We start from the raw sequence: 13,668 nt of genomic DNA, 5'->3' as shown, positions 1-13,668 counted from the left end.
CACCGCGTGATGCCACCACGATCCCGCGCACGACGCGCGGGATCGGGAACTGGCTCACTCCACCGGCAGGCTGATGTAACTCGCCTGCTGCGGCGTGTGCCAGATGCGCTGCGTCGCCTTCCGGTAATCGCCCGGCTTGGCGAAGTAGATGTTCGGCACGTAGGTCTGCGGGTTGCGATCGTACAGCGGGAACAGCGTGGACTGCACCTGCACCATGATCCGGTGGCCGCGTTCGAAGGTGTGGTTGGCCGTCGGCAGGCCGAAGCGGTAGGCCAGCGGCTGGTTCGGGGTCAGCGGTGCCGGATGCTCGAAGCTCTCGCGGTAGCGGCCGCGGAAGATCGCCAGCGACACCGGCAACTCGTAGCCGCCCAGCTTCGGCTCGGAGGCCATCTGGTCCGGGTACACGTCGATCAGCTTCACCACCCAGTCGCTGTCGCTGCCGCTGGTGGAGGCCTGCAGGTGCACTTCCGGCGCGCCGGCGATGCGCAGCGGCGCCTGCAGCGGTTCGCTGACGAAGGTCAGCACGTCCGGGCGGCCGTCGACGAAGCGCTGGTCGTGCACCAGCCAGGTGGTCCACATGTCGCGGTCGCCGAACACCACCGGGCGCGGCACGAACGGCACCGGCTTGGCCGGGTCGGACACGTACTCGGTGTACTCGCCCTGCCCGGCCTTGGGCGCCTCGAACGAGACGCGGCCGCCGGCCTCCAGGTACAGCGGCTTGCTCTGCGCCGGGCAGCCCTGCGCGCAGCTCAGCGGCCAGCGCTGCAGGCGGTCCCAGTGGTTGGCGCCGGTGTCGTAGATCAGCACCGGCGGCGTGTCGGCCTTGGGCGCGCCATCGACCAGGTACTGGTCGAAGAACGGCTTGAGCACGTCGCGACGGAACTGCAGCGCGGTGTCGCCGTCGAACTGCAGCGCGCCCAGCGAGGCGCCCTCGTAGTTGACCTGGCTGTGCCGCCACGGCCCCATCACCAGGTAATTCTTGTCGTTGCCGGTATCGCGCGGCTCCATCGCCTCGTAGCTGTGGATCGCGCCCCACATGTCTTCCTGGTCCCACAGCCCCTGCAGCCACATCGTCGGCACCTTCAGCGGGGTGCGCGCCATCACCTTGTCCAGCGCCTGCTCCTGCCAGAACGCATCGTAGGCCGGGTGCTCGGTGAGCTTGCGCCACCACGGCAGCTGCTCCAGCCCGGCGGCCTTGGCGTAGTCGCCGGCCGAGCCGGCGCGCAGGAAGTTGCTGTAGTCGTCGTAGCCCTGGCGCGGGATGCCCTCGCCCTTGCCGCGCCGGGTCATCTGCCCGGTGAAGTAGTCCAGGTTGACCTGGCGGAAGGCGCCGTAGTTGAGCCAGTCGTCGCCCATCCAGCCGTCGATCATCGGGCTTTCCGGCGCGGCCACCTTCAGCGCCGGATGCGGATCGGCCAGCGCCATCACTACGGTGAAACCCTCGTAGGACGAGCCGATCATGCCGACCTTGCCGTTGGATTCGGGCACGTGCTTGACCAGCCAGTCGATGGTGTCCCAGGCGTCGGTGGCGTGGTCGACCTTGGTCGGGTTGAGCGGCCCGCGCAGCGGCCGGGTCACCACGTAGTCGCCCTCGGAACCGTATTTGCCGCGGATATCCTGAAACACGCGGATATAGCCACCGTCGACGAATACCTCGTCGCCCTGCGGCAGCAGATCGCGCATGTGCGGCGAGGCCAGCCGGCTGGCGCGGCCGCTGGCGTCGTACGGCGTGCGGGTCAGCAGCATCGGCGCGCCGTGCGCGCCCTTTGGCAGCACGATCACGGTGTGCAGCTTGACCCCGTCGCGCATCGGGATCATCACCTCGCGCTTGACGTAGTCGTTGGCCGCGGTCGGCGCGACGAACGGCTTGCCGGTAATGTCCGGGGTCATCGGCGCGGTCTGCGCGTGGGCGGCCGTGGCCAGCACGGTGGCGACGACGGTGGCGAGCAAACGGGTGGCGATGGGGCGCATGAAACCTCCGGGCAGTCAGACCCCGACTGTAGGCGCAACCGCGGCCCGGGCGGAAGTGTCGGCGATCGGCGGTGTCCGCACGCCGTCGCCGTGCGGCTGCATCCAGGACAGGACGCGGAGGAATCGGAGCGCGCAACGGCCAGGCGGCCGCCAAGGTTGCGCAGGTTTGCGGACACGCCGAACGCCATCTGCGGAAACGCGCCGGACACTGCACGCAACGCCTTCCCTGCAACACGCACGGCAGGTACAACGGTGCTTCTGCCCATCGCCGCGGCCACGCGCGGGGCGCCGTCGAGACCCGCCCGATGACCAGCTCCGATCACCCGCCTGGCGATGCCGGCCGCCGCGCATTCCTGAAGCAAGGCGGCGCCCTGGCCGCCATGCTGCCGTTGCTCGGCCTGCCGGCGTTCGGCCGCGCACTGGCCGCGCCGCTGCGTCCGGCCAGCTCGCCGCTGGTGCCGCCGGCCCAGGCGCTGCGGATGCGGTACGCCAACGTGGCGAGCGAGACCGACGTGTTGCGGCAAGGCCTGCCGATCGGCAACGGCCGGCTCGGCGCCCTGGTCGGCGGCGCGCCCGATCGCGACGTCCTGTACCTCTCCGACGCCAGCCTGTGGACCGGAGGACGCAACGACACGCTCGACGCGCAGGGCCAGTTCGGCTACGAGAAGGACAGCTTCGGCAGCTTCGTGATGCTCGCCAGGCTGTATCTGGAACTGGACGGCCATGCGCCGGCGCAACTACGCGACTACACGCGCGAGCTGGACCTGAGCAACGGCTGCGTGCACGTGCGCTACGCGCTGGGCGCCGCGCAGTTCACCCGCACCATCTTCGCCAGCCACCCCGATGATGCCATCGTGATCCACCTGGAGCAGCGCGGTGGCGGTCTGCACAGCGGCCGGCTGCGCCTGGTCAGCGCACACGGTGCGCCCGTGCACGGCGATGCGGACGGCGGACTTGGCTTTTCCGGCGCACTGGCCAACGGCCTGCGCCACGGGGCGCACGTGCGGCTGATCGCCTCCGACGGCAGTGTGGAACTGCAGGGCGATACGCTGCACTTCCGTGACTGCCGCGCGCTGCGCATCGTGATCTGCGGCGGCAGCAACTACGTGCCCGACCTGGCCAGGAACTACCGCGATCCGGCACTGGATCCGCAGGCGCTGGCCAGGCAGCGCTGCGCGGCGGCGGCGCAACTACCGCCCGAGACGCTGCTGTACACGCACGTGGCCGACCACCGCACGCTGTTCGACACCATGCAGGTGGCGTTGGGCCGCTCCAGCCCGGCGCAACGCCGGCTCGCCATCGCCGAGCGGCTGCAGGCGCGCGCCGCGACGGACACCCCCGACCCGGAACTGGAAGCGCTGTACCTGCAGTTCGGCCGCTACCTGACCATCGCCGCCTCGCGCGACGCGCTGCCGATCAATCTGCAGGGGCTCTGGCTGGAGAACAACGATCCGCCGTGGATGAGCGATTACCACAGCGACGTCAATGTGCAGATGAACTATTGGCTGACCAACGCGGCCGGGCTGGGGCCGTGCTTCGACGCCCTCGCCCGCTACTGTCTGGCGCAACTGCCGGCGTGGACGCAGATCACCCAGGCGCACTTCAACGACCCGCGCAACCGCTTCCGCAACACCTCCGGCAAGGTCGCCGGTTGGGCCGTGGCGTTCTCGACCAATCCGTTCGGCGGCAACGGCTGGTACTGGCATCCGGCCGGCAATGCCTGGCTGTGCGACAGCCTGTTCCAGCACTACGAATACAGCCAGGACCGCGCCTACCTGCAACGGATCCATCCGTTGCTCAAGGGCGCCTGCGAGTTCTGGGAGGCCCGGCTGATCGAACTGGAGGTTCTGGATGCCGACGGATCCCGGCAGACGCGCCTGGTCGACGACCACGACTGGTCGCCCGAACACGGTCCCGAGAACGCCCGCGGCATCGCCTATGCGCAGGAGCTGGTGTGGACTCTGTTCGGGCAGTATTGCCAGGCCTGCGCGCTGCTCGATGTCGATGCGGCGCATGCCGCGACCATCGCCGGACTGCGGCAGCGCCTGTATCTGCCACAGATCAGCCCGCGCAGCGGGCAATTGCAGGAATGGATGTCGCCCGACGACCTGGGCGAGGCGCACCACCGCCACCTGTCGCCGCTGATGGGCCTGTATCCGGGCCATCGCCTGCATCCCGACCTGGCCCCGCCCGCGCAGGTCGCCGCCGCGCGCACGCTGCTGGAGGCGCGCGGCATGCACAGCTTCGGCTGGGCCTGCGCCTGGCGCGCGCTGTGCTGGGCGCGGCTGGGCGAGGCCGAGCGCGCCTATGCGCTGATCGCAACCAACCTCAAACCGTCGATCGTGCACAGCAACGGCACCGCGCCGAACTTCTTCGACATCTACGACCTCAGCCAGCACGGCGACCCCACGCTGGGCGGCGTGTTCCAGATCGACGCCAACTTCGGCACGCCCACCGCGATGCTGGAAATGCTGCTGTATTCGCGGCCCGGCCACATCGCGCTGTTGCCGGCCCTGCCCAAGGCCTGGGCCGCACGCGGCAAGGTCAGCGGCATCGGCGCGCGCGGCGGCTTCGTGGTGGACCTGGCATGGCGCGACGGCAAGGCCACGCGCATCGTGCTGCGCAGCGTCGGCGGCACGCGTACCGAACTCGTCTTCAACGGCACGCGGCGCACGCTGGAGCTGGCACCCGGCGAACGTGTGCGGGTGCTGTGAGCGTCGAGACGACGACAGACCTCGTAGGAGCGGCTTCAGCCGCGACGGGCGTTACCGGCAAGGCGCGTCGCGGCTGAAGCCGCTCCTACATGGACCAGGGGCGAGCTCGCCGAGTGCCGGGTGCACTGTGGGAGGGACTTCAGTCCCGATGCATTACCCGGCCAGGAAATACGACACTTCCTGCGTCGCGGCTGCCTGCCAGCTGACTCCCAGAGGAACATCGCCGGATTGGCGGGATCAGTGCCGCACCTGACCCTCGCCGCGCACCACGAAGCGCTCCACGGTCAACGCTTCCAGGCCCATCGGGCCGTAGGCGTGCAGGCGCGTGGTGGAGATGCCGATCTCCGCGCCCAGGCCCAGTTCGCCGCCGTCGGAGAAGCGCGAGGAGGCGTTGACCATCACCACCGCCGCGCGCAGCGCCTGCACGAACGCCTCCGCGTTGGCCGCATCGGCGGTGGCGATGACTTCGGTGTGATCCGAGCCATAGCGGCGGATGTGCGCGATTGCCGCGTCCAGGCTGGGCACTACCGCGACCGCCAGGATCAGGTCGAGGTACTCGGCGGCGTAGTCGTCGTCGCTGGCGGGGTCGATGTCCGGCAGCAGGGCGCGGGTGGCGGCATCGCCGCGTAGGGCGACGCCGCGTTCGCGCAACGCCTGCGCGGCCAGCGGCAGGAAGCGCGCGGCGACGTCGGCGTGCACCAGCAGCGTTTCCAGCGAATTGCAGGCGGCCGGCCGCGTGGTCTTGCCGTCGAGGAGCAGCTTCACCGCCAGGTCCAGGTCCGCCGAGGCGTCCACGAACAGATGGCACACGCCCTTGTAGTGCTTGATCACCGGCACCCGCGCATGTTCGGCGACGAAACGGATCAGGCCTTCGCCGCCGCGCGGGATCGCCAGGTCGACGATGTCGTGGAGCTGCAGCAGTTCCAGCATGGTCTCGCGGCGCAGATCCTCGACCAGGGTCAACGCGGCCTCGCCGATGCCGGCTTCGCGCAGCGCCCGGCGCAGTGACGCGGCGATGGCGGTGTTGGAGTGGATCGCTTCGGAACCGCCACGCAGGATCACGCCGTTGCCGGCCTTGATGCACAGCGCCGCGGCGTCGGCGGTGACGTTCGGACGTGCCTCATAGATCATCGCCACCACGCCCAGCGGTACGCGGATCTTCTGCACGCGGATGCCGTTGGGGCGCACGTCGTCGCGGGTGACCTGCCCCACCGGGTCGGGCAGGCCCGCCACCTCGCGCAGCGCCGCGGCGATGCCGTCCAGGCGCTTGCGGTCCAGCGCCAGCCGATCGAGCATCGCGCTGCCGACATCCTTGGCCCGCGCCGCCTCCAGATCGCGCGCATTGGCAGCGAGGATCGCTTCGGCATCCGCTTCCAGCGCCGCCGCCATCGCCTCCAGCAGCGCCTGTTTGGCCGACGACGACAACTGCGCCAGCGCTTGCGCGGCATCGCGGCAGTGCAGGGCCTGGGTGCGGATGGAGGTCATTGGGCGGCTCCGGTGGATTCGGGATTCGGGATTCGGGATTCGGGATTCGAAAAGGCTACGTGCGGCGCGAGGAAATCAGAAGCGGCGAGCGCGAGGCGCGATGCAGGTGCCTGCCTTGCGCCGCCTTCGCGGCCGGCGCGGGGCTGGCGCGCTTACGCCGATTCCCCATTCCCGACTCCCGATTCCCGCACCACCACCAGATCGTCGCGGTGGATCACGTTCTCGCCGTAGTTGTAGCCCAGGATCGCCTCGATGTCGCGCGAGTGGCGGCCGGCGATGCGGCGGATGTCCACCGCCGCGTACTGGCTGACCCCGCGCGCCAGGCCGCGCTCGCCGGCCGCGTCGCGCAGACGCACCTCCACCATGTCGCCGCGGCGGAACTCGCCCACGGCGCCGGCGACGCCGCCCGGCAGCAGCGAGGCGCCCTTGTCGAGCAGCGCGGCGGCAGCGCCGGCATCGACCAGGATCGCTCCCGGTTCCACCGGCACGTGGCGCAGCCAGTACTTGCGCGCGGCGATGCGGGTGCGCGCGGCATGGATGCGGGTGCCGCGCAGGCTGTCCTGGGCCAGGCCGCGCACCACCTCGGCATTGCGGCCGTTGAACAGATAGGTCTCGATGCCGGCGGCGCCGGCCTTGGCCGCGGCCTCCAGCTTGGTGCGCATGCCGCCGGTACCCACGCCGCTGCCGCTGCCGCCGGCCATGGCCAGCACCGCCGCGCTCAGTTCCTGCACCTCGTGCAGCGGTTGTGCCTGCGGGTCGCGGCGCGGGTCGGCGGTGTACAGGCCGTCGATGTCGGTGGCGATGAACAGCGCATCGGCGTCGACCAGGGCGGCGACGATCGCGGCCAGATTGTCGTTGTCGCCGAGCTTGAGTTCGTCCACCGAGACGGTGTCGTTCTCGTTGACCACCGGCAATGCACCCAGCCGCAACAGTTCGCCCAGCGTGGCACGCGCGTTGAGGTAGCGGCGGCGGTTGCGCAGGTCGTCGTGGGTCAGCAGCACCTGCGCCACCGGCCGCTCGAAGAAGCGCTGCCACAGCGCGATCAGCTGCGCCTGGCCGAGCGCGGCCAGCGCCTGCCGCGCGGCCAGCGCCGCACCGGCTTCGGCGGCCTTGGGCACGATGGCACGGCCGGCGGCGACCGCGCCGGAGGACACGATCACCAGTTCGCGCCCGGCCGCCAGGTTGGCCGAGACGAACTGCGCCAGGCCCAGCGCGAAGCGCGGCGTGAGGCCACCGCCGTCGGCGGCCAGCAGGCTGCTGCCGACCTTGAGCACCGCGCGCCGCCACGGCGGCAGCGGTTGCTCGGGGAACGGCGACGCTGGGATGGTGACATGCGAGGTCATCCGGACGGCCTCAGCGCACGTTCCATTCGTGCACGGTCAGCTCGGACGCCTGCATCGTCACCAACGGATCGGTGGCGACGATGGCCTGGGCCTCGGCCAGGCTCGCGACATTGCAAAGCACGTAGGCGCCGCCGCTGCCGTCGGCGAATCCGCCGGTCAGCTGCAGCCGGCCCTGCGCACGCAGCGCATCGAGGAAGGCAAGATGCGGCTGCACGGCCGCAGCATCGAAATCGGGCCGGCGCATGGCCAGCACCAGGTAGACGGTCGTCATTGCGGGGTCTCCAATGCAGCGGGTTCGCGGTCGCCGTGGCTGTGCGGGGCCGATATCACCAGGAAGCGGACATCGGCGTCGGAGGCATTGCGCAGTTGGTGCGCGGCGCCCGGCGGCACGTGCAGGCCGTCGCCGGCATGCAGCACATGCACCACACCCTCCATCTCCAGCGCCGCCTCGCCTTCCAGCACCCGGAAGAACTGGCGCGCACGCAGGTGCCGGTGGCGCGCCTCGGCGGTGCCGGGCGGCATGCGCTCTTCGATCACACTCAGGTCCGCCATGTCCAGCAGATGCCAGCCATCGCAGTTCCCGCCCCAGACGTAATGCCGCGCCGAGGCGATGTTGACCGTGCTCATCCGGCCAGCGCCTGCCAGCGCGCCTGCAGTTCGTCCAGGCGCAGATCGGCGGCGGCGCCCGGCGAGACCCGCGCGGCCAGGCTGCCTTCCGGCGTGCGCCCTTGCCCTGCGCTGTCGGCGGACGCGGCGGCGGCCTGGTAGGCCTCGCGGAACGGCACACCGGCCACTGCGGCTTCCACCGCCACGTCGGTGGCGTACATGCCCGAATCGATCGCCGCGCGCAGCCTGTCCTCGCGCCACTCCAGGTTGGCCAGCAGCGCCGGCAGCAGCTCCAGCGCGGCCAGGCCGCGGCCGAAGCCGTGGAAGATCGCCCCCTTGCTGCTCTGCAGGTCGCGGTGATAGCCCGACGGCAACGACAGCAACTGCTCGATCTCGGTGCGCGCCGCGGCCACGCTGGCGTGGGTGGCGCGCATCAGCTCGATCACGTCGGGGTTGCGCTTGTTGGGCATGATCGAGCTGCCGGTGGTGTACTGCGCCGGCAACGCGACGAAGCCGAATTCGCCGCTGGTGAACAGCGACAGATCCCAGGCCAGGCGGCGCAGGTCCAGGGTGGCGCTGCCCAGCGCTTCCAGCGCGGCCATCTCGAACTTGCCGCGCGAGAGCTGCGCGTAGATCGGGCTGACCTGCAGCCGCGCGAAGCCCAGCGCGGCGGTGGTGTGGGCGCGGTCCAGCGGCAGGTTGACGCCGTAGCCGGCGGCGGTGCCCAGCGGATTGCAGTCGACCAGGCGCAGGGTGTCGCGGGCGCGCACGGCATCGTCGAGGAAGGCCTCGGCCCAGCCGGCCCACCACATGCCGGCCGAGGACACCACGGCACGCTGGATGTGGGTGTAGCCGGGCACCGGCAGGTCGCGTTCGGCCTGCGCACGGTCCAGCGCCACCTTGGCGATCTCCGCGCTGAGCTGCGCCAGCCGCGCCAGCCTGTCCTTCAGCCACAGCCGGGTCGCGACCAGGATCTGGTCGTTGCGGCTGCGTCCGGTGTGGATCTTGCGCCCGGCATCGCCAAGGCGTTCGGTCAACCGCGCCTCGATCGCCGAGTGCCCGTCCTCGAAGCGCGCATCCAGCACGAACGCGCCGCTGCGGAAATCCTCGGCCAGCACCGCCAGCTCGCGCTGCAGCCCGGCCAGTTCGTCGGCAGACAGGATGCCGATGCGCTGCAGGCCCTCGGCGTGCGCGCCGCTGGCGGCGATGTCGTGCAGGAAGAACTCGCGGTCCAGGAGCACGTCGTCGCCTGCCAGGAAGGCCTGGATCTGCGTGTCGACGGCGACGCCGGGTTTCTGCCAGAGGAGGTTGGTCATTGGGGGAAGGCCGGGAATGGGGATTGGGGAATGGGGATTCGGAAAGCGGCGCGCTGCAACGGTGATGGATGCCGCGCTGAGGTGACGCCCTACTGCGGCGCGTCCATCCGCGGGATCGAGGTCAGTTCGTCCACGCCCAGCGCCAGGTTGAGGTTCTGCATCGCCTGCGTCGCAGCGCCCTTGAGCAGGTTGTCCAGCGTCGCCACCAGCACCAGCCGCTTGTTGCCCGGGGCCAGGGTGAAGCCGCCGAGCTGCACGCCGTGGCGGCCGGCGATGCGGCTGACCCACGGCGCCTCGTCGATCACCTCGATCAGCGGCTCATCCGCATAGCGGGCGCGATACAGCTGCTGCACCGCCTCCAACTTCAGCGGCTGCTGCAGCCACAGGTTCACGGTCATGGTGATGCCGCGGAAATGCGGCGCCACATGCGGCATGAACTCCACCGGCACGCTGAGCTGCGCGGACACCTCGCGCTCGTGCATGTGGTCGGTCAGCGCGTACGGCATCAGGTTGTCGTGCAGCAGCGCCGGGTTGTTCTTGTCCGACGGCGTGGTGCCGGCACCGGAATAGCCGGACACGCCGAAGCACTGCGGCGGCCCGGCGAGCTGCTCGCGCAGCGGCGCGATCGCCAGCTGCATCGCGGTGGCGTAGCAGCCCGGGTTGCTGATGCGGCGCTGCCCGGCGTAGCCGGCGCGGGTCAGTTCCGGCAGGCCGTAGTACCAGGCCGGGTCGAAGCGGTAGTCCGCGGACAGATCGACCACGATCGGGTCGGGCGCGCCGGCGGCGGCGACCGCCGCATCCAGCGCCGCCACGTAGGGCGCGGCCTTGCCGTTGGGCAGCGCCAGCACCACTACGTCGGCACGCTTGGCCGCCACTGCTTCCGGGTCGAGATTCTCGTAGCGCAGCTCGCCCTCGTAAGCGTCGTGGTGGGCATCGACGCGCTGCCCATCCAGTTCGCGCGAAGACAGGAAGGCCAGCCGCAACTGCGGATGCGCGGCGATCAGGCGGATCAGTTCGGCGCCGGTGTGGCCGCGGGCGCCAACGATGCCGATGGAATAAACGGGAGTGTTCATGCGTGCGAATCCAGGCGGAACTGCAGGTGGCGTTTCACCCCGGCCCATTCCGTATCGATGATGGAGAAGATGACGGTGTCGCGCGGGGTGCCGTCGGCGTGGCGCTTGTGGTTGCGCAGCACGCCGTCCTGCTTGGCCCCCAGCCGCGCGATCGCGGTGCGCGAGGCGTGGTTGAACCAACTGGTCTCGAACACCACGCTGAGGCAGCCGAGCGTATCGAAGGCATGCCCGAGCAGCAGCAGCTTGGCCTCGGTGTTCAGGCCGCTGCGCTGCACCCGCGGCGCATACCAGGTGTAGCCGATCGACAGCGTCGGCACCTGCGGATCCAGGCCGTAGAAGCGCGTGCTGCCGACGATCTCGCCCTGCGCATCGCGCACCACGAACGGCAGCACCCGGCCCAGCGCCTGCACCTCCAGCGCGGCGGCGACGTAGGCGTCCACCCGCTCCGGCGCTGGCACGTTGGTGTACCACAGCGCCTCCAGGCCGCTGCCGCGGACGGCGTTGCGCAAGCCCTCGGCGTGCGCCGCCTGCAGCGGCTCCAGGCTGACGTGGCGGCCGCGCAGCGTCGGCACCTGGCGCCAGGATTCGGGAAGCTCGGGATCGATGCTGGACATGGCCTGGGTTCTCTGGACGATTCCGCTCAACCCTGCAGGGTCGGCGTGCGCGTGGCGCAGTGCGCCACGCAGTGCTGGATCTGTTCGAAGGTCTCCAGGCCGTACCAGAACACCTTCCACTTCTCCTGCTTGAAGCAGCCGTCGGATTCGGCGTAGTAGAAGATGTTGACCTGGTTGTTGTGGCGCGAGCGCCAGAACAGCTGCGGCGTCTCCTCGCGCATCACGTTCCACACCGCGCGGCCCAAGCCCTCGCCCTGCGCGTCGTCGAGCACGGCGAACTTGTCCAGGTAGGTGAGCGGGCTCGATCCAAGCTGGCCCTCGTCGGTCAGGATCACCGCGGTGCGGTAGTTCTCGCTGACGTAGGCGCGCAGCAGCCTGGTGGTGTCGAAATAGTCCGGTACCAGGGTGCGGCCGAAACTGGATTCGATCAGGGTCTTCAGCCGCGGCAGGTCCAGCTCGCTCCACGCCGTGGCGCGCAGCACCTTCTCGCCGCGCCGCACCAGGGTGCCCGAGCCCTTGTGGGTGAACAGTTCCTTGGCCAGGTCGGCCGGGCGCGTGATCGACACCGACGACTCCAGCGGCAGCCGGTCCAGCAAGTCCTTGATCTGCTCGATCTTGACCTTCATGCCGCCATGGATCCACGGCTGCGCGATCAGGTGGTCGTACTCGGTGGACAGGTTGATCGAATCGATCACCCGGCCCTGTTCGTCGAGCAGGCCGCCGGTGCCGGTGAGGAAGATGATCTTGTACGGCTGCAGTTCCTGCACCAGTTCGTTGGCGGCGAAGTCGGCGTTGATGTTGAGGATCTGCCCGCTGGGGGTCTCGCCCAGGCTGGTGATGACCGGGATCGAGCCGGCCTGCAGGCTGGCCTCGATCGGCGCCAGATTCACCGCGGTGACCTCGCCGACCAGCCCGTAGGTGTCGCGGTCCAGGTACTGCGCCTCGAACACGCCGCCGGTGATCGAGGTGGCGCGCGCGCCGTTCTGCTGCAGCGCCTCGACCAGCTTGAGGTTGGAGGCCTGGAACACCCGGCGCACGATCGCCAGCGCTTCCGGCGAGGTCACCCGCAGGCCGTTGACGGTCTGCTTCTCGATGCCGGCGGCGGACAGCTCCGTGTCCAGCTGCGGGCCGGCGCCGTGCAGCACGATCGGGGTCAGGCCGACTTCCTGCAGGAACGACAGCGAGGAGGTCAGCGCCTCCAGGTCGTCGCGCAGCACCGCGCCGCCGACCTTGACCACGGCGAAGCGCTTGGCGTCCAGTTGCGAGAAGCGCTTGAGGTACTGGCTGATCTCCTTCGCGCTGGCCATGCTCGAGAGCAGGCGCACGATGGTCTGGCGGGTTTGGCGGTTGGCGTGCATGGCGTGGGGCGGTGTCCGAAGGAATCCAGGGTGGACGCGATCGCGGGACCGGTCCGGGCGACATGGGAAGGCGCGCGGATCAGCGCGCGCCGTTGATGATGCGATGCACCGAGTCGGCGTAGCGCTGCAGTTGCTCCAGCGTCACGAACTCGTCGGCGGTATGCGCCTGGGCGATGTCGCCCGGGCCGTAGACCAGCGCGGTGTAGCCGCCGGCGGAGAACAGCGAGGCTTCGGTCCAGAAGTCCACCGCGTTACCGATCGGCAGTTCCAGCGCATCGGCGACGTCGCGCGCAGCCAGACGCTTGTCCTCGGCGCGCGCGATGTCGCCCGACGGCAAGCTAGGACCACGGAACGTCTCTTCGAAATGCGCCGCGGCCGGCTCGGCGAAGCCGGCGAAGGTCGCCAGCAAGGCATCCACGTCCATCGACGGCAGCGGCCGGAAGCCGAAGCGCAGCTCCGCCGCCGGCGCGATCATGTTGGCCTTGATCCCGCCCTCGACCCGGCCGATGTTGAAGCGCAGCCCGGTCAGTCCGCCGAAGCGCGCGTGCGCCAGCGACTCCACGTGGTCCAGTGCACGGCCGCCCCAGCGCATCGCCTGGTGCAGCGCACTGGCCGCCGCGTCCTGCTTGCCGGAGGCATGCCCGGCGCGGCCGGCGAAACGCATCAGCACCGAACTGATACCGCGATGCGCCAGCACCGCCTCGCTCATGGTCGGCTCGGCCACCAGCACCGCTTCATAGGGAATACCGCGGGCCAGGAACGCGGCGATGCAGCGCGGGTCGTTCGCCTCCTCGTCGCTGGAGAACAGAAACGCGGCATCGCCGTCGCCGGCATTGGCCGCGGCCAGCAGCGCCGCCGCCGCGCCCTTGATGTCGCACACGCCCAGACCGACCACGCGATCGTCCAGGCGCCGCATGCTGTGCGGATCCGCGCTCCAGTGCGGCGAATCCGGCACCGTGTCCAGGTGCACGTTGAACAGGTACTTCGGCGTGCCGCGCACCGCATACAGGCTGACCGCGCCGGCGCCGTGGTCGATCACCTCCACCGCGAAGCCGGGCAGCTGCGCGCGGATGTAGTCGAAGATGCCATCGGTGCCGATCGCCCGCGGCGGATTGCGGGTGTCGAAGGACACCAGTTCTTTCAGGTGGGTCAGGGTGGATTCGAGCAGGTCGGTCATGGCGGATCGGA

11 protein-coding genes are annotated in these 13,668 nt (G+C 70.1%); 1 reads left to right on the top strand and 10 read right to left on the bottom strand.

Going from position 1 to position 13,668, the window contains the following annotated elements; genetic code table 11:
• Nucleotides 1–54 precede the first annotated feature (54 nt).
• Complete coding sequence (locus tag AC1PLR_RS08020; RefSeq protein ID WP_481103213.1) at nt 55–1,971, bottom strand: CocE/NonD family hydrolase; 1,917 nt, start codon at nt 1,969–1,971, stop codon at nt 55–57.
• A 305-nt stretch (nt 1,972–2,276) separates the two neighbouring features.
• Here AC1PLR_RS08020 and AC1PLR_RS08015 point away from each other — a divergent pair, with 305 nt between their 5' ends.
• A complete protein-coding gene (locus tag AC1PLR_RS08015) occupies nt 2,277–4,685 on the top strand; it encodes a glycosyl hydrolase family 95 catalytic domain-containing protein (protein WP_481103212.1) in 2,409 nt (802 codons plus the stop codon).
• A 237-nt stretch (nt 4,686–4,922) separates the two neighbouring features.
• On the opposite strand, the gene AC1PLR_RS08010 is transcribed toward AC1PLR_RS08015, so the two are convergent.
• The 9 genes from AC1PLR_RS08010 to AC1PLR_RS07970 all read right to left on the bottom strand — a co-directional run bounded on the left by AC1PLR_RS08010 (nt 4,923) and on the right by AC1PLR_RS07970 (nt 13,657).
• Complete coding sequence (locus AC1PLR_RS08010) at nt 4,923–6,170, bottom strand: glutamate-5-semialdehyde dehydrogenase (protein ID WP_481103211.1); 1,248 nt, start codon at nt 6,168–6,170, stop codon at nt 4,923–4,925.
• A 152-nt stretch (nt 6,171–6,322) separates the two neighbouring features.
• Nucleotides 6,323–7,513 (bottom strand): glutamate 5-kinase, encoded by a 1,191-nt coding sequence (gene proB, locus AC1PLR_RS08005; protein WP_481103210.1) that lies wholly within the window; start codon nt 7,511–7,513, stop codon nt 6,323–6,325.
• A 10-nt stretch (nt 7,514–7,523) separates the two neighbouring features.
• A complete protein-coding gene (locus tag AC1PLR_RS08000) occupies nt 7,524–7,784 on the bottom strand; it encodes a YciI family protein (protein ID WP_010343570.1) in 261 nt (86 codons plus the stop codon).
• Nucleotides 7,781–8,140, bottom strand: coding sequence for a cupin domain-containing protein (locus AC1PLR_RS07995; RefSeq protein WP_481103209.1), 360 nt, complete (start codon nt 8,138–8,140; stop codon nt 7,781–7,783). The genes AC1PLR_RS08000 and AC1PLR_RS07995 overlap by 4 nt, the downstream gene beginning before the upstream one ends.
• The gene (gene argH, locus AC1PLR_RS07990; protein ID WP_481103208.1) at nt 8,137–9,435 is read right to left on the bottom strand and encodes an argininosuccinate lyase; all 1,299 of its coding nucleotides are present in this window, start codon (nt 9,433–9,435) and stop codon (nt 8,137–8,139) included. Before argH ends, AC1PLR_RS07995 begins: the two co-directional genes overlap by 4 nt.
• 89 nt (nt 9,436–9,524) lie before the next feature.
• A complete protein-coding gene (gene argC, locus AC1PLR_RS07985) occupies nt 9,525–10,508 on the bottom strand; it encodes an N-acetyl-gamma-glutamyl-phosphate reductase (protein WP_481103207.1) in 984 nt (327 codons plus the stop codon).
• Nucleotides 10,505–11,122: a GNAT family N-acetyltransferase gene (locus AC1PLR_RS07980; RefSeq protein ID WP_209246925.1), complete on the bottom strand. Its 618-nt coding sequence runs from the start codon at nt 11,120–11,122 to the stop codon at nt 10,505–10,507. Before AC1PLR_RS07980 ends, argC begins: the two co-directional genes overlap by 4 nt.
• 26 nt (nt 11,123–11,148) lie before the next feature.
• A complete protein-coding gene (locus AC1PLR_RS07975) occupies nt 11,149–12,480 on the bottom strand; it encodes an acetylglutamate kinase (protein WP_481103206.1) in 1,332 nt (443 codons plus the stop codon).
• Between the two features lie 79 nt (nt 12,481–12,559).
• Complete coding sequence (locus AC1PLR_RS07970) at nt 12,560–13,657, bottom strand: acetylornithine deacetylase (RefSeq protein WP_481103205.1); 1,098 nt, start codon at nt 13,655–13,657, stop codon at nt 12,560–12,562.
• Nucleotides 13,658–13,668: the final 11 nt, after the last annotated feature.

The sequence above is a fragment of the Xanthomonas sp. NCPPB 3570 genome (assembly GCF_056725115.1).
The sequence above is the reverse complement of the archived record's forward strand: the minus strand, read 5'-3'. Positions and strand labels throughout refer to the sequence as shown.

Excerpts from the sequence above, each read along its gene's own strand:
- AC1PLR_RS08020 (WP_481103213.1), bottom strand. The coding sequence starts at position 1,971 with ATGCGCCCCATCGCCACCCGTTTGCTCGCCACCGTCGTCGCCACCGTG.
- AC1PLR_RS08015 (WP_481103212.1), top strand. The coding sequence starts at position 2,277 with ATGACCAGCTCCGATCACCCGCCTGGCGATGCCGGCCGCCGCGCATTC.
- AC1PLR_RS08010 (WP_481103211.1), bottom strand. The coding sequence starts at position 6,170 with ATGACCTCCATCCGCACCCAGGCCCTGCACTGCCGCGATGCCGCGCAA.
- proB (WP_481103210.1), bottom strand. The coding sequence starts at position 7,513 with ATGACCTCGCATGTCACCATCCCAGCGTCGCCGTTCCCCGAGCAACCG.
- AC1PLR_RS08000 (WP_010343570.1), bottom strand. The coding sequence starts at position 7,784 with ATGACGACCGTCTACCTGGTGCTGGCCATGCGCCGGCCCGATTTCGAT.
- AC1PLR_RS07995 (WP_481103209.1), bottom strand. The coding sequence starts at position 8,140 with ATGAGCACGGTCAACATCGCCTCGGCGCGGCATTACGTCTGGGGCGGG.
- argH (WP_481103208.1), bottom strand. The coding sequence starts at position 9,435 with ATGACCAACCTCCTCTGGCAGAAACCCGGCGTCGCCGTCGACACGCAG.
- argC (WP_481103207.1), bottom strand. The coding sequence starts at position 10,508 with ATGAACACTCCCGTTTATTCCATCGGCATCGTTGGCGCCCGCGGCCAC.
- AC1PLR_RS07980 (WP_209246925.1), bottom strand. The coding sequence starts at position 11,122 with ATGTCCAGCATCGATCCCGAGCTTCCCGAATCCTGGCGCCAGGTGCCG.
- AC1PLR_RS07975 (WP_481103206.1), bottom strand. The coding sequence starts at position 12,480 with ATGCACGCCAACCGCCAAACCCGCCAGACCATCGTGCGCCTGCTCTCG.
- AC1PLR_RS07970 (WP_481103205.1), bottom strand. The coding sequence starts at position 13,657 with ATGACCGACCTGCTCGAATCCACCCTGACCCACCTGAAAGAACTGGTG.